This is a genomic window from Mycobacterium gordonae (assembly GCF_001417955.2).
In the GTDB taxonomy this organism is placed as follows: domain Bacteria; phylum Actinomycetota; class Actinomycetes; order Mycobacteriales; family Mycobacteriaceae; genus Mycobacterium; species Mycobacterium gordonae_B.
Map to the genome: position 1 here is coordinate 1 of NZ_LKTM01000372.1, position 20,242 is coordinate 20,242.

General features: G+C 66.3%; 21 protein-coding genes. 11 read left to right on the forward strand and 10 right to left on the reverse strand.

Translation table 11 applies throughout. The annotated features are described in order from the left end of the window. Positions 1 to 206: 206 nt before the first annotated feature. On the forward strand, positions 207 to 1,376 hold the full coding sequence (locus AO501_RS30775) for a glycosyltransferase family 4 protein (protein ID WP_055581368.1): 1,170 nt from the start codon (positions 207 to 209) through the stop codon (positions 1,374 to 1,376). 9 nt (positions 1,377 to 1,385) lie between these two features. Here AO501_RS30775 and AO501_RS30780 read toward each other — a convergent pair whose 3' ends face one another. Then, positions 1,386 to 2,327: an ArgK/MeaB family GTPase gene (locus AO501_RS30780; RefSeq protein WP_371934994.1), complete on the reverse strand. Its 942-nt coding sequence runs from the start codon at positions 2,325 to 2,327 to the stop codon at positions 1,386 to 1,388. Positions 2,328 to 2,429: 102 nt separating this feature from the next. Here AO501_RS30780 and AO501_RS30785 point away from each other — a divergent pair, with 102 nt between their 5' ends. The 3 genes from AO501_RS30785 to AO501_RS30795 all read left to right on the forward strand — a co-directional run bounded on the left by AO501_RS30785 (position 2,430) and on the right by AO501_RS30795 (position 4,561). After that, complete coding sequence (locus AO501_RS30785) at positions 2,430 to 3,290, forward strand: proline iminopeptidase-family hydrolase (RefSeq protein WP_082658940.1); 861 nt, start codon at positions 2,430 to 2,432, stop codon at positions 3,288 to 3,290. Positions 3,291 to 3,375: 85 nt separating this feature from the next. After that, positions 3,376 to 4,179 carry a transglutaminase-like domain-containing protein gene (locus AO501_RS30790; protein ID WP_055581370.1) on the forward strand — a complete coding sequence of 268 codons (804 nt, stop codon included), beginning with the start codon at positions 3,376 to 3,378 and terminating at the stop codon, positions 4,177 to 4,179. 145 nt (positions 4,180 to 4,324) lie between these two features. Beyond that, positions 4,325 to 4,561 (forward strand): CsbD family protein, encoded by a 237-nt coding sequence (locus tag AO501_RS30795; RefSeq protein ID WP_055581371.1) that lies wholly within the window; start codon positions 4,325 to 4,327, stop codon positions 4,559 to 4,561. Positions 4,562 to 4,620: 59 nt separating this feature from the next. On the opposite strand, the gene AO501_RS30800 is transcribed toward AO501_RS30795, so the two are convergent. Genes AO501_RS30800 through AO501_RS30815 form a run of 4 tightly spaced genes read right to left on the reverse strand, consistent with a single transcriptional unit; the run spans position 4,621 to position 8,763 of the window. Then, positions 4,621 to 5,388 (reverse strand): enoyl-CoA hydratase/isomerase family protein, encoded by a 768-nt coding sequence (locus tag AO501_RS30800; protein WP_055581372.1) that lies wholly within the window; start codon positions 5,386 to 5,388, stop codon positions 4,621 to 4,623. 1 nt (position 5,389) lies between these two features. Next, entirely contained in the window at positions 5,390 to 6,478 is a 1,089-nt protein-coding gene (locus AO501_RS30805; protein WP_055581373.1) for an acyl-CoA dehydrogenase family protein, read from the reverse strand. After that, positions 6,465 to 7,382 carry an acyl-CoA dehydrogenase family protein gene (locus AO501_RS30810; RefSeq protein ID WP_055581374.1) on the reverse strand — a complete coding sequence of 306 codons (918 nt, stop codon included), beginning with the start codon at positions 7,380 to 7,382 and terminating at the stop codon, positions 6,465 to 6,467. Before AO501_RS30810 ends, AO501_RS30805 begins: the two co-directional genes overlap by 14 nt. Then, positions 7,360 to 8,763, reverse strand: a complete 1,404-nt coding sequence (locus AO501_RS30815) for a class I adenylate-forming enzyme family protein (protein WP_055581375.1) — start codon at positions 8,761 to 8,763, stop codon at positions 7,360 to 7,362. The genes AO501_RS30810 and AO501_RS30815 overlap by 23 nt, the downstream gene beginning before the upstream one ends. 93 nt (positions 8,764 to 8,856) lie before the next feature. Here AO501_RS30815 and AO501_RS30820 point away from each other — a divergent pair, with 93 nt between their 5' ends. Both AO501_RS30820 and AO501_RS30825 read left to right on the forward strand, forming a co-directional pair. After that, a complete protein-coding gene (locus AO501_RS30820) occupies positions 8,857 to 9,138 on the forward strand; it encodes a 2Fe-2S iron-sulfur cluster-binding protein (protein WP_055581376.1) in 282 nt (93 codons plus the stop codon). 19 nt (positions 9,139 to 9,157) lie between these two features. Then, entirely contained in the window at positions 9,158 to 9,466 is a 309-nt protein-coding gene (locus tag AO501_RS30825; RefSeq protein ID WP_055581377.1) for a DUF4286 family protein, read from the forward strand. 5 nt (positions 9,467 to 9,471) lie between these two features. On the opposite strand, the gene AO501_RS30830 is transcribed toward AO501_RS30825, so the two are convergent. Next, positions 9,472 to 10,119, reverse strand: a complete 648-nt coding sequence (locus AO501_RS30830) for a response regulator transcription factor (protein WP_055581378.1) — start codon at positions 10,117 to 10,119, stop codon at positions 9,472 to 9,474. Between the two features lie 193 nt (positions 10,120 to 10,312). Between AO501_RS30830 and AO501_RS30835 the strand changes: the two genes are divergently transcribed. The 4 genes from AO501_RS30835 (at position 10,313) to AO501_RS30850 (ending at position 15,122) form a co-directional block, all read left to right on the forward strand. Continuing rightward, a complete protein-coding gene (locus AO501_RS30835) occupies positions 10,313 to 11,620 on the forward strand; it encodes a hypothetical protein (RefSeq protein ID WP_055581379.1) in 1,308 nt (435 codons plus the stop codon). A gap of 78 nt (positions 11,621 to 11,698) precedes the next feature. Further along, on the forward strand, positions 11,699 to 12,580 hold the full coding sequence (locus AO501_RS30840) for a sterol desaturase family protein (protein WP_055581380.1): 882 nt from the start codon (positions 11,699 to 11,701) through the stop codon (positions 12,578 to 12,580). A 14-nt stretch (positions 12,581 to 12,594) separates the two neighbouring features. After that, positions 12,595 to 13,725: a PPE family protein gene (locus AO501_RS30845; RefSeq protein WP_063892961.1), complete on the forward strand. Its 1,131-nt coding sequence runs from the start codon at positions 12,595 to 12,597 to the stop codon at positions 13,723 to 13,725. Between the two features lie 206 nt (positions 13,726 to 13,931). After that, the gene (locus tag AO501_RS30850) at positions 13,932 to 15,122 is read left to right on the forward strand and encodes a sensor histidine kinase (protein ID WP_055581382.1); all 1,191 of its coding nucleotides are present in this window, start codon (positions 13,932 to 13,934) and stop codon (positions 15,120 to 15,122) included. Between the two features lie 7 nt (positions 15,123 to 15,129). Here the strand turns inward: AO501_RS30850 and AO501_RS30855 are convergent, their stop codons facing one another. The 4 genes from AO501_RS30855 to AO501_RS30870 are packed head-to-tail and all read right to left on the reverse strand — an operon-like array spanning position 15,130 to position 19,108. Continuing rightward, positions 15,130 to 16,167: a CaiB/BaiF CoA transferase family protein gene (locus AO501_RS30855; RefSeq protein WP_055581383.1), complete on the reverse strand. Its 1,038-nt coding sequence runs from the start codon at positions 16,165 to 16,167 to the stop codon at positions 15,130 to 15,132. Next, positions 16,164 to 17,120 carry an LLM class F420-dependent oxidoreductase gene (locus AO501_RS30860; RefSeq protein ID WP_055581384.1) on the reverse strand — a complete coding sequence of 319 codons (957 nt, stop codon included), beginning with the start codon at positions 17,118 to 17,120 and terminating at the stop codon, positions 16,164 to 16,166. The genes AO501_RS30855 and AO501_RS30860 overlap by 4 nt, the downstream gene beginning before the upstream one ends. After that, positions 17,105 to 17,530, reverse strand: coding sequence for a cobalamin-dependent protein (locus AO501_RS30865; protein WP_055581385.1), 426 nt, complete (start codon positions 17,528 to 17,530; stop codon positions 17,105 to 17,107). Before AO501_RS30865 ends, AO501_RS30860 begins: the two co-directional genes overlap by 16 nt. Next, positions 17,531 to 19,108, reverse strand: coding sequence for a methylmalonyl-CoA mutase family protein (locus AO501_RS30870; RefSeq protein ID WP_055581386.1), 1,578 nt, complete (start codon positions 19,106 to 19,108; stop codon positions 17,531 to 17,533). A 482-nt stretch (positions 19,109 to 19,590) separates the two neighbouring features. Between AO501_RS30870 and AO501_RS30875 the strand changes: the two genes are divergently transcribed. After that, positions 19,591 to 20,241 (forward strand): cutinase family protein, encoded by a 651-nt coding sequence (locus AO501_RS30875; protein WP_055581524.1) that lies wholly within the window; start codon positions 19,591 to 19,593, stop codon positions 20,239 to 20,241. The last annotated feature ends 1 nt before the right edge of the window (position 20,242 follow it).

Below are 20,242 nucleotides of genomic sequence, written 5' to 3' on the forward strand. Positions count from 1 at the left end.
CCACCCCACCGGGCCGCCAAACCAGCAGGTCAGCCAAGTGCCGGTCGGAAAACGCTCCGGAGGTGACCTAATTCAGGAGATCAGCAGCGCATCGATGATCCCGTTGGGCGCTCTCACGGCTGAGTTATGAAATAGCACCCGTCTCTGCACGGATTTCGACGTGGCGGCGCAAGCCGCTCCACCATTCCCCGGACGCGAGGTACCTGATGCGCATTTCAATATTCACGGACAATTTCCTGCCGAAAGTCGACGGTATCGTCACAAGGCTCACCATGACGGTGCAGCAGCTCACCGCCGGCGGGGACGAAGTGCAAGTCTTCTGTCCCGGAGATGTGCCGTCCAGCTACCACGAAGCTGAGATTGTTGGTTTGCCATCAGTCCGATTGCCGTCGTACCCCGAAGTGAAATTGGCGCTGCCCACCCGCACTGTTTCCGCTGCGCTGGATCGTTTTCAGCCGGATGTGATCCACGTTGTCAACGCCTTCGGGTTCTTAGGTATAGGCGGCATCTGGTTCGCCAGGCGTAAGAAAATACCGCTCGTCGCCAGCTACCACGTCGATCTGCTGAAATATGCCGACTTCTATGGGTGGCCGGGGCCGGTGAAGCGGGCCAGCTGGCAACTCGTCAAGACTGCGCATAACCAGGCGAGGCTGACTCTTTGCACCTCCACACCACTTGGAGCAGACCTCAGCAACAGGGGCGTCCAGCGCATCACACAGTGGCCGCGCGCGGTGGATACCGAACTCTTCCATCCTCACCGAGCATCGTCGGACTCGCGAAATAGATTGCTGGGAAACCATAGTGACAACGGCGCCCTGCTGCTCTACGTCGGCCGCTTGGCTGTGGAGAAGGAGATCGAACAGATGCGTCTGGTGCTGGATGCGTTGCCCGAAGCTCGGTTGGCCCTCGTTGGTGACGGTCCGCACCGCCGACAGTTGGAGAAGTATTTCGCCGGCACCGCGACCACGTTTCTGGGTTACCTGAGCGGTGAACAGCTGGCAGCGGCCTATGCCAGTGCCGACGCCTTCCTGCTGACCTCTTGCACCGAGACTCTGGGCCTGGTGCTGCTAGAGGCGATGGCTGCAGGCTGCCCCGTGATCGCCGCCAACCGAGGCGGCGTTCCTGACGTCGTCGAGGATGGCGTCACAGGTTTCCTGTACGACCCCGACCGTCCTGATGACCTACTCGCGCAAAGCAAGCGGCTACTGACGAATGGCGCTTTGCGCCAGGCGATGAGCTGGGCTGCACGGCAGGAGGCCGAGCGATGGAGCTGGACGTCGGCCACTGAACAGTTGCGGCGCAGTTACGTCCGCGCCATCACCGACAACACCGCCGTTGGGCGCTTGATCGACAGTGGCGCCGCGTCAGGAACGTAATGGCCCCGACTACTGCATCCGGGGGCGTCGAGCGTCACCCTCGAGTGGAGACAGCAGGCGGTTGGCGGCGCTATAGGGGTCGTCATGTCCGTCGACCACCGACTCGGCGAGCAGATCCAGATCCGTCCGGGCCCGCAGCAAGGTCTGCGCCAGCGAGAGGATCTGCGCCCGGGCGCGGGCCAGCCGCCGGGCACGGTTGTCAGAGCGGTGGTGGGCGTCGATGGCGGCCACCAGCTCCTGGAGTCCGTCGCCACGGGCCGCGACGAGGCTGACGATCGGCGCGCTGGTCTCGGCCCTCAGGTCGCGGACGGTCTGCTCGGCGCCCTCGCGGTCGGCCTTGTTGACAGCCACGATGTCGGCGACTTCCAGCAGTCCGGCCTTGGCGGCCTGCACCGCGTCGCCCGCTCCGGGATTGAGGATGACGACGGTGGGGTCGGCGACGGCGGCGATCTCGATCTCGGACTGGCCCACTCCGACGGTCTCCAGCAGAACGACGTCATAGCCGATCGCGCCGAGCAACAGGATGGCGGCGGGGACGGCGGCGGCGAGGCCGCCGAGATGGCCCCGGCTGGCCACCGAGCGGATGAGCACATCGGAGTCGTTGATATGGGCGGTCATTCGGATGCGGTCGCCCAGCAGGGCGCCGCCGCTGAAGGGCGACGACGGATCCACCGCGAGTACGGCGACCCGCTGGCCGTGCTCCCGGTACGCGCCGACCAGGGCGCCGATGGTCGTCGACTTCCCGGCGCCCGGGGGGCCGGTGATGCCGATCACGCGCACCGGCACCGCCGGGCCGATGGCAGTCAGCACCTCGTCCCGGCGTTCGCCCTCGCAAAGGCTGAGCAGTCGGCCGGCGGCGCGCGGAGAACCGTTGCGCGCCTTGATGATCAAATCGGAGACGTCCAGGATTGCGTCCGTTCGGCGGGCCGTGTTTGTTAGCGAGAACCCCATTCTCGCATCTCTCTCACGACCCCCCGCGAGCAGACGCAAGATCGCACGTTTCCGAAGGAAACCGTGCGATCTTGCGTCTGCTCGCGCCACCATAATGGCACCGTGGACACAATCGAGGTGCCTGGCGGCAGAGTGTGGTTCAAGCGGGTGGGCTCCGGCGACGGCCTGCCCCTGCTGGTGGTGCACGGCGGCCCCGGCCTGCCGCACTACTACCTCAGCTCACTGGAACGCCTGGCCGACGAGCGTGAGGTGATCTTCTGGGATCAACTCGGCTGCGGCAATTCCGAACACCCGTCAGACCCGGGTCTGTGGACCATGCAGCGCTCGGTGGCGGAAATGGACGCCGTAGTTCGGTCATTGGGACTCAGCGCTTTTCACATTTTCGGCAATTCGTGGGGCGCCATGCTGGCACAGCAGTACGTGCTCGATATGCCCTCGGGCGCCGTCAGTCTCACCATCTCCAACAGCGCCGCGTCCATCCCGGTGTTTGCGGAGAACGTGATCCGGCTGAAGTCACAATTGGACCCCGCCACTCAGGACGCGATCGACCGCCACGAAGCCGCGGGCACCACCGATTCCGCGGAATACCAGGCGGCGATCACCACCTGGAACCAGACTTATCTGTGCCGCTCCCAGCCCTGGCCTCGAGATCTCTACCTGGCCTTCCAGAACATGGGCGCCGAGATCTTCCACACCATGTTCGGGCCGAGCGACTTCAATATCGTCGGCACCATCCGGGACTGGGATGTGATCGATCGGCTCACTGAGATCACCTTGCCTACCCTGCTGCTCGCCGGCCGCTTCGACGAATGCTCACCGGAGCACATGCGGGACATGCACGAGCGCATCCCAGGGTCGCGCTTCGAGTTCTTCGAGAACACCGCCCATCTGCCGTTCATCGAGGAGCCGGACCGCTTCGACGAGGTGATGCGTGACTTCCTCGCACAGCACGACCGAGCTTGATCGCCAGCGAATGCGGGTATAGGCGAGCTGTGGTTGGCTACAGACGATGAAGTTGCGGCGTGATCGTAAGAAGGGGGACGCGTTGATGAAGCGTGAGGTCGGGGCCAGCCTGCGGGTCACCGTCACCGATCCCACGGCTCTTGAGTTCCAGATCGCGGTCGCGTCGCTGCCCGGTTTACAGATCAACGAGTCTTTGACGGTGCAGCTGGACGGCAAACCGGTCTCGGTGCGCGAAATTCCCGGCGAACACGGAACCCGCATCCACACCGCCGATGTCGGGACGGGTGATCTGCAGGTCACCTACGAGGCGACGGTGACGGGCCGGGCCGATCCGATCGCGGTGCAGGATCTGGACGTGTCGACCTATCTGCGGCCCAGCCGCTACGCCGAGGCCGACAAGTTCTTCGGCTTCGCGGCAACCGAATTCGGCCAGTACACCAACTCGGTGACACTGCTGGAGAAGGTGTCCTCCTGGGTGGGGACCAGGCTCAAATACGTTCCGGGATCCAGTGATCCGATCGACGGCGCGACCGACACCCTGCTCGCCGGCGCCGGGGTGTGCCGCGACTACGCACATCTGGTTGTCGCGTTGCTGCGCGCGGTGAATGTACCCGCCCGCCTGGTCGCGGTATACGCACCCGGCTGTGACCCGATGGACTTCCACGCCGTGGCCGAAGCGCTCATCGACGGCCAGTGGCAGGTGGTGGACGCGACCTGCCTGGCGCCGCGCCAGACGATGCTGCGCATCGCCACCGGACGCGACGCGGCAGACACCGCCTTCCTGGATAACCATGGCGGCTCAATCGAATTGACAGAATCGGTGATCACGGCGGTCACTACGGACCCGCTGCCCCGCGATTCGGTCGAAGAACTCGTCTCGTTGGGCTGACGGCCCAGGTTCAGGGCGCTTGGGCCCGTTCGCGCTCGGCGCTCGTGAGACGGACCACCGAGTGACAGTCGCCACATTAGGACTGTGCGGAGGGTCCTGCGGGGTACGCGATACAGGACCGCTTCCGAACGAAAGGAGCACAACCATGGCCGACAGTGGACCTGTGGCAGGCATCAAGGGCGTCATCGAGGACGTCATCGGTAAAGCCAAGGAAATCATCGGGATCATCATCAGCAACGACGGTCTGCGCAACGAAGGCCGCGCCCAGCAGGACAAGGCTGAGGCGCAGCGCAACGTGGCGAAGAAAGAGGCGCAGGCTGAGGCCGCGCGCGGAGCCGCCAGCGCCGCTGAAGCGCGCCAGAAGGCCAAGACCTCCAAGTAGGGATTCAGCACCTGGCGTGGGGCGCCTGCTCTGCAGGCGGACCCCACGCCGGGTGTTGATCAGTTTTTGCCGGCGTTCAGCTTGCTGACGATCGCGCGGAAGTCCTCGGTGACGAACGACTGATGTTCGGCCGACAGCGCATAGTCCAAGCTGGCGAGCACGGCACGTTCCAGGTGGATGTTGAGCACCCGCTTGGTGCTCTCCACCGCCTGCTGCGGTAGTTCCATGATCTTCTCGGCGCACTCCACCGCCGCAGCTAACGGATCGTCGGCTAGGTGGTTGGCCAGGCCCAGTTCGACTGCCCGTTGGGCGCGAATCCTGGTGCCGGTCAACGCATATTCCTTGGCCAGCAACAGGCTGATATGCAACGGCCAGGTCAGCGGTCCGCCGTCAGCGGCCACCAGTCCCACCTGCACGTGCGGGTCTGCCAGGAACGCGTCCGGGGCGATGAAGACGATGTCGCTCAGCGCCACCAGACTGCAGCCCAGCCCGACGGCCGGGCCGTTGACGGCCGCCACCACCGGGATCCGGCACCGCGCCATCCCCAGTACGATTTCGCGTCCATCGCGAATCGTCTTGGCGCGCAAGGCGGCATCTTCGGCGAGTTCGGCAAGATACGCGAAATCCCCGCCTGCCGAGAAGGCTTTCCCGCTGCCGGTGATCACCGCGGCGCGCGCCGAGGCGTCGTCCGTCAACCTTTGCCACAGCCGAGCCAGCCCGACGTGCAGGCTGTCGTTGACGGCGTTGAGGTCATCCGGGCGGTTCAGCGTGATGATCCGCAGTGCCCCCTCGGCACGGACGTCGATTTCGCTTGGCATGTCGTACATGTCAGACTCCCAATCCCAGGATTCGCGAGGCGATGATGTTCTTCTGAATCTGCGATGTCCCGCCCATCACACTCTGCGCACGGCTGTACAGATAGGCGTTGAAGAGGCTCGAGTCACGGGTGCCGCCGACGGCCAGTGCGGCGTGCCCGACAGACTGTTCCACCCACGTCATCAGCAGCTTGTCCAGTGAGCCTTCGGGACCGTGGGATACGCCGTCGAGTTGCTCGGACAGTCGGCGCCGCACATGGTGCGTCAACATCTCGGCCTGCACCGCCGCCCACGCCGCCTCGTCACCGACGTCTCCGTCACTTCGCGCCACCAACTCGGCGACCAGCTTGTTGTAGCGGGCCGCGTAACCCAGCGTGGACGGTTCGCGTTCGTGCCCGACGACCGTCATGGCCACGGCCCATCCGTCACCGGGCGCGCCGACCATGCGGTCCGCCGGGACGGTGGCCCCGTCGAAGAACACCTGACCGAACTCGTTGGTGACGCCGTTGATCATCTGCAGCGGACGCTGTTGCACGCCAGGCTGTTTCATCGACAAGACAAACGCAGACAGACCGCGGTGCCGTTTGGCACCCGGGTCGGTGCGGGCCAGCAACAGGCACCAGTCCGCGACGTCGGAGTAGCTCGTCCAGATCTTGTGGCCATTGATCACGTAGTCCTCGCCGTCGCGGGTCGCGGTGGTGGTCAGCGACGCCAGGTCTGAACCCGCACCCGGCTCGCTGAATCCCTGACACCAACGCTCGGAACCGTTGATGATGCCGGGCAGGAAGCGCTGTCGCAGAGCGTCGCTGCCGTGGTGGCCGATGCCCATCACCAGATACCCGACGCTGGGGCGCGGCGGGGCGCCGGCACGCGCGATCTCCTCGTCGACGATCACGTCATAGACCGGCGGCAGTTCCAGCCCGCCGTAATCGCGCGGCCAGGACAGTCCGAAGAACCCCTCTTCGTAAAGGGCACGGTGCCAGTCCGCCTGCTTCGCCCAGTACTCGTCACCCGATCCGCCGAACTCCTTGGCGTGCAGGGAAAGCCAGGTGCGCAGCCGCTGCCGGAACTCGGCCTCCTGCGGTGAGTCACGAAAGTCCACGGCCGACCTCCTTCAGGGTGACCGGCCACAGCTCGGTCGATGTCAACGCGCGGCGCAGGTACACATGCGCCAGGCATTCCCACGTGTTGCCGATCCCGCCATGCACCTGGATCGACGTTTCGCACACCGTTCGGGTGGCGCGGGCGCAGTAGACCTTGGCCACCCGCGCGGCCTGGATCGCGTCGGCCGGCTCGAGTTCGTCCACTGCCCAGGCGGCGTGGCGCAGCACGCTCACCGAGCCTTCGATCAGCGCCAGGCTCTCGGCCAGCAGATGGGCGATGGCCTGGTAGGACCCGATCGATTTGCCGTACTGCTCGCGGATTTTCGCGTAGTCGCACGCCAGCGCGTGAGCGCCGCGCGCCGTGCCGACCAGATCCGCCGCCGTGCCGACCAGTGCCAGGGCAAGCCATCGATCGGCTGCTGGGGTGGACACCTCGCCTAAAGGTGATGGCGTCGAACCGATTTCAGTGCAGACGCGGGTGAGGTCCGCACCGCCGCCCGCGCCGCCGTCCGCGCCGCCGATATCGGCCGTCAGCACCGTGGTCCCCGAGAGCAGCACGGCGCGCTGATACCCACGGGAGTCGAAGGCCAGCCCGTTGACGCCGACCGTCGCGGCGCCGATGCCGGATTCCAGACACCTTGCCAGGTCGTCGGCAAGCACCGGCCCCAGAAAGGGAGCGTCGACGAGTCGTCGGCCGAATTCCTCTGCTACCAGTGCGACTTCGACCCCCGAGGCGCCGTCCGATCGCAGCGACCGCCAGCCGGTCTGGTCGATCTGCTTGTCCAGACGCATGATCCGGCTCTGGTCGGTGAGTTCTTGCACAGCGGCCAAACCGAGATCATCAGCCATCTTGGCCGCGGCGTCGCGCAGTTGCTGTTGTTCAGTGGTCAGACGTACATCCATAGCTCTCCTTGAGCACTCTGCGCAGCACCTTGCCGGAGGGCAGGCGAGGGATCTCGGTCACGAACACCACCCGGCTCAGGTGCTTGTAGGAAGCGAGTTTCGCATCCACCCGGGCAATGAGTTCCCCGGCGTCGACCGGGATGTGGGTGGTGACGGCGGCGACGACGGCCTCGCCGTTGGCGCCGTCCGGAACGCCGAAGACCGCGCAGTCCTTCACCGCCGGATGGCCGTGCAGCACGGTTTCGATCTCCGCGGGTGCGACCTGGAAACCCCGCACCTTGATCATCTCCTTGAGGCGGTCGGTGATCCGCAACCAGCCTTCGGCGTCCAGCCACCCGACGTCCCCGGTGCGGTACCAGCCGTCGTCAGACACCTCAGCGGTGGCCGCAGCGGGCAGGTAGCCCGCCATCAGCGAATCGGACCGTGCCTGGATCTCGCCGGCCTCACCAGGACCGGCCGGTTCGCCGGTGTTTAGCGACACCACCCGCAACTCGACGCCGGGCACCGCACGGCCGACCGAGTCCAGGCGGGCCCCGCTCAGCGGGTTGCAGGTGATGACGGGTAGTTCGGTGGTGCCGTAGGCCGGCACCCAGCCGATGCCGGTGCGCCGGGTCACCGTCTCGGCGATGCTGCCGGTGACGGGCGTGGCGCCCCACATGATGTAGCGCAGCGACGACAGGTCGTAGGACTCCAGGTCCGGGTGTGACGCCAGCGCCAACGCGATTGGGGCAACCGCCATTTCGACTGTGATGCGGTCGGTTTCGATGTGCCGCAGCATCCGGTCGATGTCGAAGCGCGGGTGCAGCCTGACCAGAGCCCCGGTACGCAGCGCGGTGAGGATGTTGAGCAGACCCAGGATGTGTGACGGCGGGGTGGTGACCTGCAGGCGATCCCGTTCGGTCAATCCCAGGGCGGCACGCCAGTGCCGCACCGCCGCGTCCAGCGACGCGTGGGTGTGCCGGACGGCCTTCGGCAGCCCGGTGGTACCGGAACTGAAGACCAGCGCCGCGTCGCCGTTCTGCCGCACCGCCGTGCTCCCGGCTTCGGCCGGGGTGAGCGGTTCGTCCAGGTGCAGCATGGGTGACAAGCCGTCCAGCACCGGATGGTCCCCAACCGCGTCGGCCGGATCCGTCAGCGCCAGTGCGTGTTCGACCTCGTCGCGTTTCCAGGCCGGGCTGATCAGAACGGCCGCTGCGCCGAGCCGCCAGACAGCGTGCACCGCGGCGATGAACTCCGGCCGGTTGGACGCCATGAGCGCGACCCGCTGCCCGGCCTGGACTCCCCTCTTCCGCAGGGTCACGGCCAGACTCTCGGTCATCGCACCGAGCTCAGGCAGGCTTAAGTGCCGATCCTCGAACACGAGCGCGGCCGGCTCGGTCACGTCTCGATCCCTCCGGCAGTCTTGAGAAGGTCCTATCGTCAAGTGAGAATACTATTCTCTATAGTGAAGAATACAAGTGCGTGGAAGGTGCGTATGACGGAGGCCGCCGTGGTGACGATTCACCTCGACCGCAGGAAAGTCTCGGTGCCACTGGTGCCCGGTGAGACGTTGCTGGAGACTGCGCGGCGGGCCGGGTTGGACCCGCCGTTCAACTGCGAGGCCGGCAACTGCGGTACCTGCATGGCGCGGCTCACCGAGGGCAGCGCGACCATGCGCGTCAACGATGCGCTCGACGACGACGAGGTGGCCGACGGTTACGTTCTGACGTGCCAGGGCATTCCGGACACCACACCGATCACCGTTCACTACGAGTAGCCAGGAAAGGCCAGCGATCATGGCGAAAGGCATCATCTACGTCGAGACCTATCCGAGTTCGCCGGAGCGCGAGCAGGAGTACAACACCTGGTACGACGAGATCCATCTGCCGGAACTGGTGGCCATCGAGGGGATCGTCTCCGCCCGCCGGCTGCGACCGGTCAACGGCGACGGACCCTATATCGCGCTGTACGAGATCGAAGGCGACGATCTGCAGGCCGTCCTGCAGGGCATGAGCGGAGCCAAGCTGACGATGTCCAGTGCGCTGCAACTGGATCCGCCGCCCATCCCGCGGCTACTCGAGGTGATCACCGAGTACGAAGGCTGACCGGCTCACTCCAGCAGTCGTCTGCGCATCGCCTCGGCCACAGCCGCGCCGCGATCTGAAACACCGAGCTTTTCGTAGAGGTTCTGGACGTGGGTACGCACGGTGGTGGGCGCCAGATGCATCGTCTTCGCCATCTGCGGTACGGAGAGCCCCTCGGCGATCATCCGCACCACCTCCAGTTCCCTCGGGGAGAGTAGCGACGCATCGCCGCGAGCGCGCTGGTGTACCTCTCCGGCCAAACCGCCGACCAACTGGGCGGCGACGTATCTTTCGCCGCGCGCGCACCGGCATACCGCGTCGGCGATCTCGCCGCGCTCGGCCTCCTTGGTCAGGTACCCGCTGGCGCCCGACGCGAGCGCCTTGTAGAGCAGGGCGGTGTCATCGAATGCCGACAGGATGACGAGGCGGGTCGGCAGGCCGTCGCGTTCGACGGCCTGTATCACTTCGAGTCCGTCCAGCCCTGGCATCTTGTAGTCCACTAGCGCCACATCGGGGCGGTGTTCCCGGATCGCGGCCAACACGGCAAGACCGTCACTCGCCTCGGCGACGACGCTGATGGTCCCGGTTTCCTTCAGAGCGCGGACGATTCCCTCGCGGTACACCGGATGATCGTCACCAACCACCACCGTCACCTGGGGCGTGGATCCGGCCATGATGCGCTTCCGCCTTTCCCGAACCCGCAAAACACATAGCCGGCTCACGGCGATTATGGCATCACGGCTCGCGCAACCAAGTCCGCGACCACGGGTTCGAGGCCGCATCCTCCGATCGCATGGTGTGAACATCGTCGGCGAAAGGCTCGATCGGCGGATGGCGGGCCGTGACTCCCGCTCCTAGCGTCGTGGCGTGTTTCAGACAATCCCGTCCAACGATCCATTCGAGTCGCGGACCGATGGCTATGCGGCAGAAGGCGGTTCGCCGAGTAATCGGTGCCGGCAGTTGCTGACCTACGGTTGCGCGTACGGAAGTTCGATACAGCTCTGCAGTGTGTCGGCGGTGCTGCCGATCCTGTGCGCAAAGTTCGGGAGCGCCTGGGCCGCCGGCCTGGTCTTCCCCCTGTTCAGCATCGCAATGGTCGCCGGGTTCGCCGCGTCCCCGCTGGTTCTCGGACGAGCCAGCCACCTCAGGCATCTCGTCTTGGTGGGCGGATGCGCATCGATGGGTGCACTGATCGCCTGCGCCGCCTTTGCGGCAGAGCACCGGGTGTTCGTCGATGCGGTGTTCCTTGTTGTCGCGACGGGTATGGGTGTGGTGCGGGGAATCTGCGACGGCACATATCGCGAGCTGGTGGCGGCCATGTTGCCGGCGCATCGGCAGGGCGCCCTGATCCTGACCGAGTGCGCGGTGAGCGCCGTGATCATCGTCTTTGCAACGCTTTTGGTGGTACCTGCGTTGTCCGGACCCGGTGATCGCGAACTGACCGTGCTGTCGATCGGCGCGGCGAGCATGTTCGCGGCCTCCGCAGCCGGCGTTCTGATCGGCGCGTTCCCTGTCCGTTCCGGCGCCGTCGTGCCGCGATTCGGTGACGCGATGCGCCGAACGTCTGTGATCGTCACGTCGCAGCCGGCGTTTCGGAAGTACGCGATCGCGCAGGCGATCTTCATTCCCATCTCCCTCAGCCCGACGTTCTACGCACTCCACGCGCCGACCGACGGCGGTCACAGCAACCTGTCCGCCGTGATCGTCAGCAGCGCAGTGGGACTGTTGGTCGGCGCCGTGCTGTGGCGGGTCGTTCACCGAGCTGCGGGGATACGGGGAATGCTCATCGGCAGCACGGGGATGGCGGTGGCCGCCGGCGTCGTCTGCGTAGCAGCGCACCTGCTCGAATTATGGCCGCAGACTTGGGTTCACGGACTCGTCTTCGCGCTTACCGCCGCAGGTAACCAGGCTCTGCTGGCCGCATCGACGGAATGGCTCGGCACCATCGCGAAAGAACGTGACCGTGCCATTCTCATCGGGTTCACCGCGGCGATCGCCGCACTGCTCAGGCTGGTGCTCGGCGCGGGAATGTATGCGGCGGCACAGCAGACAAACGCCTCCTGGCCGGTGATGATGCTGCTGGCGCTCGAGGTCGTCGCCGTCGCCGCGGCACTGCAGGGAACTGGCCGCCGCCGGCCGGCCTCCTCTGATCGTAGGAGGGCGTCCGTCATCTGAACCGAGGATCGACAATCGCCCACCGCATCACAGCATCGTCCGATACTGCGAAGCGCCGGCGCGACCGACGATCTGTGCATGGATCTCACTCTCACACTGCTTCTTTGGACGATACCCGCCTTCATCCTGTTGTCGATCGTGGAATGGATCGACGACCGGGCCGACACCGAAAAGGCCACGGAGACCTTTTCGACCCGCGACACCGTCGGCAACTGGATGACCTACCTGTTCAACACCGCCGTCAGGATGTTCGGCCACTACTTCCTGCCGTTCTCGACGATCATCGTGGCCAGCGCGCTGACTCCGGTGCACCTTTCGCCGCGCCACTGGTGGGTGTGGTTGGCCTGCCTGGTGGTCACCGACTTCTGCTACTACTGGGCCCACCGCGGCGACCACCGCATCCGGCTGCTCTGGTCGGCACACAGCGTGCACCATTCCAGCACCTACTACAACATCTCGACCAACCTCAGACTCCCCTGGTTTCACCCGGTGGCATACACCATCCGCAGCCTGGCCTGGCTGCCGGCGGCGCTGCTCGGATTCCCGGTGTGGATGATCTTCCTGCTCAACACCGTCGGCCTTCTCTTCCAGATCCCGTTCCACACCGAACGCATCGGAAAGCTCTGGCGGCCTTTCGAGTTCATCTTCAACTCGCCGTCGCACCACCGCGTGCACCACGGCTCCAACCAGCCCTACCTCGACAAGAACTACGGCGGCATGTTCATCATCTGGGACCGGATGTTCGGTACCCACGCCGAAGAAGTCGAGCAGGTCCGCTTCGGCCTGACCCACGAGGTCACCACCCAGAACCCGCTGAAGTTCAACTACTACGAGACCGCGGCGATGGTGCGCGATGTCGCCAAGGCCCGGACGTGGCGGGCCCGCGTGGGGTACGTCTTCGGCCCGCCCGGATGGTCGGACAGCCGGGCTGCCGACGCCGAGACCACCGTCAGTGCTTGAGATCTGGTAGAGCGATGGACTTCGGGGCGCTCCCGCCAGAAATCAATTCCGCACGGATGTACACCGGGCCGGGCGCGGGGTCAATGGTGACCGCCGCGGCCGCCTGGGATTGCCTCGCCGACGAGATATCACTGGTGGCGGACTCGCACAGCCGGGCGGTGTCAGGGTTGCTCGCCGGACCGTGGCAGGGAGCGGGGGCGCAGTCGATGGCTGCCACCGCCACCACCTACGCCGCCTGGCTCAACGCCACCGCCGCGCAGGTCCATCAGACGGCGGGCCAGGCGCGGGCCGCGGTCTCGGCATACGAGACGGCTTACGCGATGACCGTGCCGCCGGCGGTGATCGCGGCCAACCGTGCGCTGCTGGCCGCGCTGGTGGCCACGAACGTCCTGGGTCAGAATGCCGCGGCAATCTCGGCCGCCGAGATCGAGTACTGCGAGATGTGGGCGCAGGACGCCACGGCCATGTACGGCTATGCCGCGGCGTCGTCGGCGGCGGCCACGCTGACCCCGTTCGCCCCGCCCCCTCGATTCGTTGATCCGGGCGGCCTGGGTGGCCGGGCCGCCGCTGCCGCCCACTCGGCAGCCGCTTTAGCCGGGACGCAGACTCGGTCTGAAATTTCGTTCCTGATCCTTTCGGCCATCAGGGAACTGTCCTCACTGGCCACGCCCGGCGCAGTCATACACGCCGAGACGATGGTGCTCAACGAGGTGCGGTCCGGACTGACCTTCGCCAATCCCGCACTGACAACGGTGAACTCGTTGTTCAGCGCGGCGAAGAACTTGGTTCCCGGAGCGGCTGCGGCTAAATCGGCTGCCGCGGTGACGTCGACGGCGAGCAAACTGGCTTCAGCTCCGGCCGGGCTGGAGCACATGTCGGTGTCGGCTGAGCTCGGTGGGGCAACGAGGATCGGGGCCATGTCCGCGCCGCCGAGTTGGGCGGTGGCGACCCCGCCGGCCGGCTCTGCGGTGAACCTGGCCGACGGAGCAGGTGCCGCGGTGGCCGCTGAAGCCGGCGCGACGGCCGGTGTGCCCGCCGGAGCGCCCCTGCCGATGGCATCGCGCACCGCCGCAGGAAATACCGGCGGGCCCCGCCGGTTTCAGCCGGACCGCCCGATGCTGGGCCGGCTGATATGCGTGCTGTAGCCGCGTGCCACCGCTGTTCCGCCCGGAAATGAGCGCCGGGTTCGCGTCGCCGGCCTGATGCGGCGCGGCTGCGAGCAAGCCTTGACACATCCTGAATGATGATGTGAGGTCTTGCTTTCGGGGTGGAGGAGCCACGATGACTCTTGGGGCCGCAGGAAACCCGGCTGCGCCCGGGCACATCGTGTTTGGGCCGGGGCACGGTCGGAATGAGTGACCAGGATCTGGACCGGGTCCGCCAAACCCGCCAACTGGGCGCACTGAAGATCCAGTCTGTGCTGCGCGCGGGACTGGTGGCACTGATGTTCGTCGCCGTCGAAGTGGGGGTGACACCGCACTGGCGCGAGCAACTCGCGCTGACAATCGGGTACGGCGTTCTGGCAGTGTGCGCGGCGATTGTTGCGTTCTTCGTGCTGGGACCACCCGGGACACCGCAGCGGCTGCAAGCGGTGTACTCGATCGTCGACATCGGCGCGGTGTTCGGGTACAAAATGCTCTCGCCGCCGGGTGCGTACCTACCGCTGATGATCCTGGCGCTGCTGCCGATGATGGTCGTGCTCGATGTGTCGCTGAAGCGTGCCGCCGCGGTACTCGCCGTCGCCGCGGTCGCGTTCAGCATTTCGGTGTACACCGACAACGTGTTGCTACACAAAGTCGGTTGGACCCGGCCGACGCTGGTCGTGCTCATGTTTCTGTTTCTCTGCTGCACCGCGATCTGCGTGGTGTACCTGCAAGTCAGGCACGTGAACGAGATTGCGACGCTGAGCACCTCGCGCGAGCGTCTGCTCGCTCAGACCATGACCGCGTCCGACGAGCAACAGCGCAAGATGTCGGAGTTCCTCCACGACGGGCCGCTGCAGTACCTGCTGGCAGCTCGCCAGGACATTGCCGAACACCTCGGCAAGCATCCGGACGAGCGATTGAGCGATGCCCTGGCGAGCCTGAAGACCGCATCGGATCAGTTGCGGGAAGCCACCTTCGAGCTGCATCCCGCGGTCCTTGAACACTCCGGGTTGGCCGCCGCCATCAAACAGCTGACTTCAGTCATGGCCGAGCGCAAAGGCATCGAGGTGACCGCCGACATCGACTACCCGGCATCAAATGGGCGGGATCCCTTACTGTTCGGCGTGGCACGCGAGTTGCTCTCCAACGTCGTGCGTCACTCTCAGGCCACCGAGGTCACCGTGACACTGAACGTCGCCGACCACACCTGCCGGCTCGCCGTGATCGACAACGGCGTCGGCCTGTCGCCGGAACGGGCCGCCGAGCGGCTGGCGCAGGGCCACATCGGCCTGGCCTCCCACCGCACCCGGGTGGAGGCGACCGGCGGCACCATGGAAACGATTGCTACGCAGCGAGGTACCCACATCGAAGTCGTGGTGCCGCTGAAGGACGGGTGAGGTCAAGTCAGCCGATATTCAAACTGGGAGGCGGCCGGTATCGAGGTTCATAGTCCGAAACCCGGACCGGGCTGCCGACCAACCGAAAGTCGCCGGCCTGCACGACCACTTCCGGTGTCGCCTCGAGCGCCTCGGGCAAGGTCCGCACGGCCGCAGCCGGCACCCCCAGAGGGCGCAAGCGTCGCTCCCAGCCTGCCGCGGTGTCGGTCTCAAGAGCGGACGTGACCGCCGCCAACACCTCATCGCGCCGCGCGACCCGTTGCGTCATCGTCTCGAATCCGTCGATACCGGCCTCGGCGGCAAAGGATTTCCAGAATCCGTCATGCGTGACGAACAGCGCCAGATATCCGTCCGAAGTCGGAAAGAGTTGAGCGGGAGCGTAATAGGAGTGGGCACCAAAGGGACGGCGCTGCGGCTCGATGCCGTCGTTGAGGTAGGCCGCCGCGTGGTAGTTCAGCTGCGAGAACATCACGTCGCGCAGCGACACGTCCACCTGGCCCCCGCTACCGGAGACAATCTTGGCCAAAAGACCCAGCGCCGCACACATTCCGGTGGAGTTGTCTGCCGACGAATAGCCCGGCAGAGTCGGCGGACCCTCCGGATCACCGGTCAGCGCAGCGATGCCGACGCCGGCCTGCACCACGTAGTCGAACGCCGGGTCGTCGCCGCCGTCGAGCCCGAAACCGGTGATGGCGACACACACGATCGTGTCGTTGTGCCGCCGCAGAGCCTCGTAGGTGAGGCCCAGCCGGCGGATGGCCGACGGCTTCAGATTCACCAGCAGCGCATGCGAATTGGCGACGAGCTCGCCAAGGCGCCGTTGACCCTCCGGCGAATTCAGATCCAGGCAGATGCTGGACTTGTTGCGGTTCAGGCTGGCGAAGTAGCTGTCGGAGACCCCGCGGGAGATCTCGCCGCCGACCGGCTCGATCTTGGTGACCTCGGCACCGAGATCCGCGAGCAGCATGGTGGCATACGGCCCGGCCAGCATGGTGCCGACTTCCAGGATGCGAATGCCGTCCAGTGGGCCCGTTCCCCCGCTCACCGGAGCTCCGTGGCCAATTCGGCGATCATCTCCCGCGTCCGGCGTTTCGACGCGATCAGTTCGTCGCGGTTGTCACCGATCGGCAGCAGCCGCACCGAAAGATCCGTCACGCCGGCATCGGCGAAACGACGCATCCGGGCCAGAATCTGTTCCGGGTCTCCGGCCGCACACAGATCGCCGACGTCGCGGGCATCGCCGCGCTCGAGCAGTCGCTGATAATTAGGGGACACCTCGGCCTCACCCAGGATGCGGTTGGCCCGTTCCTTTGCCGCGTCGACTTCTGAAGGCGCACATAGACATACCGGGATTCCCGCGACAATCCGCGGCGCCAGGCGGCCGGCATCGGCGGCAGCCTTGGTGATCTTCGGTGCGATGTGATCGCCGATCGCACGTTCGTCGGCCATCCACAACACGGTGCCGTCGGCCAGTTCACCGGCGATCTGCAGCATTACCGGCCCCAGCGCGGCCACCAGCACGGGCATCGCGGGGTCGGCGGAGAGCACTGTCGGATTGTGCACGGCGAACGAATCGTTTTCGACGTCAACCGGTCCCGGCCCGGCGATGGCGGCGTTGAGCACCTGGAGGTAGTCGCGGGTGTAGGCGGCAGGCTTCTCATAGGGCAGGCCGAGCATGTCGCGGATGATCCAGTGGTGCGACGGTCCGACGCCCAGCGCCAGCCGGCCGGCCGCCACCGCATGCGTCGAGAGCGCCTGGCGGGCAAGGGCAATCGGGTGTTGAGCCTGCAGCGGCACCACCGCCGTACCCAGCTCGATGCGTGAACTGTGCGATGCCATCAGCGACACCATGGTGAGGCAGTCGAAATCGTCGGGCACCTGCGGCATCCAGGCGGTATCCAGTCCCGCCGCTTCGGCCCATTCGATATCAGCGACCAGCTTGGCCACCTTGCGGGCCATGTCGCCGCGCTCGGCGCCGATCATCACTCCGACGCGCACGGTTCCTCCTGCGCGGGTTCGGCAGTACCGGTGAGCGCGCGGATGTCGCGCACCAGAACGTCCAGCGCGGTTCCGGTGGGAAAGACCGCGGCCGCCCCGGCGGACAGCAGCTTGGGCACGTCGGCGTGCGGGATCGTGCCGCCGACCACCACCGCGATGTCGGCGGCATCGGCCGCGCGCAGAGCCTCGACGGTGCGTGCGGTGAGGGCCAGGTGAGCACCCGACAGAATGCTCAATCCCACCACCGCGACGTCTTCCTGCACGGCAATGGACGCGATGTCTTCGATGCGCTGCCGGATGCCGGTATAGATGACCTCGAAACCCGCGTCGCGCAGGGCGCGGGCGACGATCTTGGCACCCCGGTCATGACCGTCCAGACCGGGCTTGGCGACCAGGATGCGGGCGGCCATCTAGAACACCACCGGCTGCTGGAATTCGCCCCAGACCGCCTTGAGCGCGGAGACCATTTCGCCCACCGTGCAGTAGGCGTTGGCGCAGTCGATCAGCTTGTGCATCAGGTTGTCGGTTCCCTCGGCGCTGCGAGACAGTGCGGCCAGGGCGGATTCGACTGCGGCGCTGTCTCTTTCGGACTTCACCTTGGAGAGCCGTTTGAGCTGGAGATCGCGCCCCTCGGCATCGAGTTCATAGCTGACGACGTCGGGCTCCGGCTCTTGCGACACGAATCGGTTGACCCCGACCACCGGGCGGGCGCCCGACTCGATGTCCTGGTGGATCTTGTAGGCCTCGTCGGCGATCAGGCCTTGCAGGTAACCGTCTTCGATCGCGGTGACCATGCCTCCGTGCTGCTCGAGGTCGGCCATGATCTCGACGATGCGGGCCTCGGTGGCATCGGTCAGGGCCTCGACGAAGTAGGAGCCACCGAGCGGGTCGGCGACCTGGGCGACGCCGGTTTCATAGGCGAGGATCTGCTGGGTGCGCAGCGCCAGAGTGGTGGATTCCTCCGACGGCAGCGCGAACGGCTCGTCCCAGGCGGCGGTGAACATCGACTGCACCCCGCCCAGAACCGCCGCCATCGCCTCGTAGGCGACCCGCACCAGGTTGTTCTGGGCCTGCGGCCCGTACAGCGACGCTCCGCCGCAGACGCAGCCGAACCGGAACATCGACGCCTTGTCCTTGCTGGAGCCGTAGCGCTCCCGCACGATTGTGGCCCAACGCCGCCGTCCCGCACGGTATTTGGCGACCTCCTCGAAGAAGTCGCCGTGCGTGTAGAAGAAGAAGGAGATCTGCGGCGCGAACTCGTCAATGCTCATACGTCCGCGTTCCACCACGGTGTCGCAGTAGGTGACGCCGTCGGCCAGAGTGAACGCCATCTCCTGTACCGCGGTGGCGCCGGCGTCCCGAAAGTGCGCCCCCGCCACCGAGATTGCGTTGAATCTCGGCACCTCAGCCGCACAGAATTCGATGGTGTCGGCGATCAGTCGCAGCGACGGCTCGGGCGGCCAGATCCAGGTCCCGCGCGAGGCGTACTCCTTGAGGATGTCGTTCTGAATGGTCCCGGTGAGCTTGGCGCGGGGTATCCCTTTCCGCTCCGCCGCGGCGACATAGAAAGCCAGCAGGATAGCCGCCGTGCCGTTGATGGTCATGCTGGTGCTGAGCTTGTCCAGCGGGATGCCGTCGAACAGGATCTCGAAGTCCGCCAGCGTGTCGACCGCGACGCCGACCCGCCCGACCTCCTCACCGAAGTCGGGATCGTCGGAGTCGTAGCCGCACTGGGTCGGCAGGTCGAGCGCGACCGACAACCCGGTGCCCCCCTGGTCCAGCAGGTAGCGGTACCGGCGGTTGGACTCCTCGGCCGTGCCGAACCCCGAATACTGCCGGAACGTCCACAACTTGCCGCGGTACCCGGACGCGAAGTTGCCCCGGGTGAAGGGATACTCCCCGGGCGGCGGAGGCTCGGTGCGCCGATCTGCCGGGCCATACACCGGCGCGAGCGGGATGCCCGATGGGGTCTGGGCTGCGTTATCCATCAGTGCATAACGTACTTGCAAAAAAAGAGAATGCCAATACCATAGTCTGAGCTGGCAAAATACCCCTGTCGCCCGCGCTGATGCGCCGGCGCGAGGGGTCAGGGACGGGTTTTCGGGGTCCCGCGCGGTCTGCTGGCAATCGTGTGAACATAAGCACACCGGCCGGGTCCGGAGGGACCAATCCGAGGCTGCCCGACACCATCGGCCACGTGCACAAACACCACCGCACTGACCCGGCGAACGCCGGTGGCGGGCCCGTCGCGCGAACTGCGGCGGGCCGCAGCGTGATTTAGGCTCAGCACGCGCCTGAAGAAGACGGGCCCGGACGGCGGAACAAACGACCAAGCCGGAACAAACTGCCCCCGCCACAGGTTCGTAATCGGCGGTACCCCCTCGCCCGACGAAAAGAGCCGACCTTGAGCTGCAGCAGATTGCCCGTCCCATCGTCACCCCGGGTGGCGCCGTGGCTGGCCGCGGTCGTCATGTCCGTGGTGGCCCTGGTCGGATCACTGGGGGCCGCGCCGCGAGCGTCCGCCGATCCCGGTTGTCCCGACGTCGACGTAGTCTTCGCGCGCGGAACATTCGAGGCGCCCGGCGTCGGCGCCACGGGTCAGGCGTTCGTCGACGCCCTCAACGCGCGCCTGGCCGGTAGGACGGTGGGCGTCGACCCGGTCAACTACCCGGCGTCACTCGACTTCGGCCGAGCGGTCGACGGTGTCGCCGACGCCAGCAGCAAGGTCGAGGCCACCGCGACCAACTGCCCTAACACCAAGATCGTCCTGGGTGGCTACTCCCAGGGAGCGGCCGTCGCGGCCTACACCACCACCGATTCCGTTCCCGACGGCGTTGCCCTGCCCGACGGGATCGGGCCCATGCCGCCCGGCGTGGCCTCCAAGGTCGCGGCCGTGGTGCTCTTCGCTCCCCCCTCGGACGGGTTCCTGCACCTGGTCGACCGCAGCGCGCCACCCATCAACATCGGCCCTCTGTACGCCGCCAAGACACTGCAATTGTGCGCCGACGGGGATCCGGTGTGCGCGCCCGGCGGGCGCGACCGCGCCGCGCACAGCTCCTACCGGGACAACGGGATGGCCAACCAGGCCGCTGACTTCGCCCGCAGCAAGCTGTCCCGGTAGA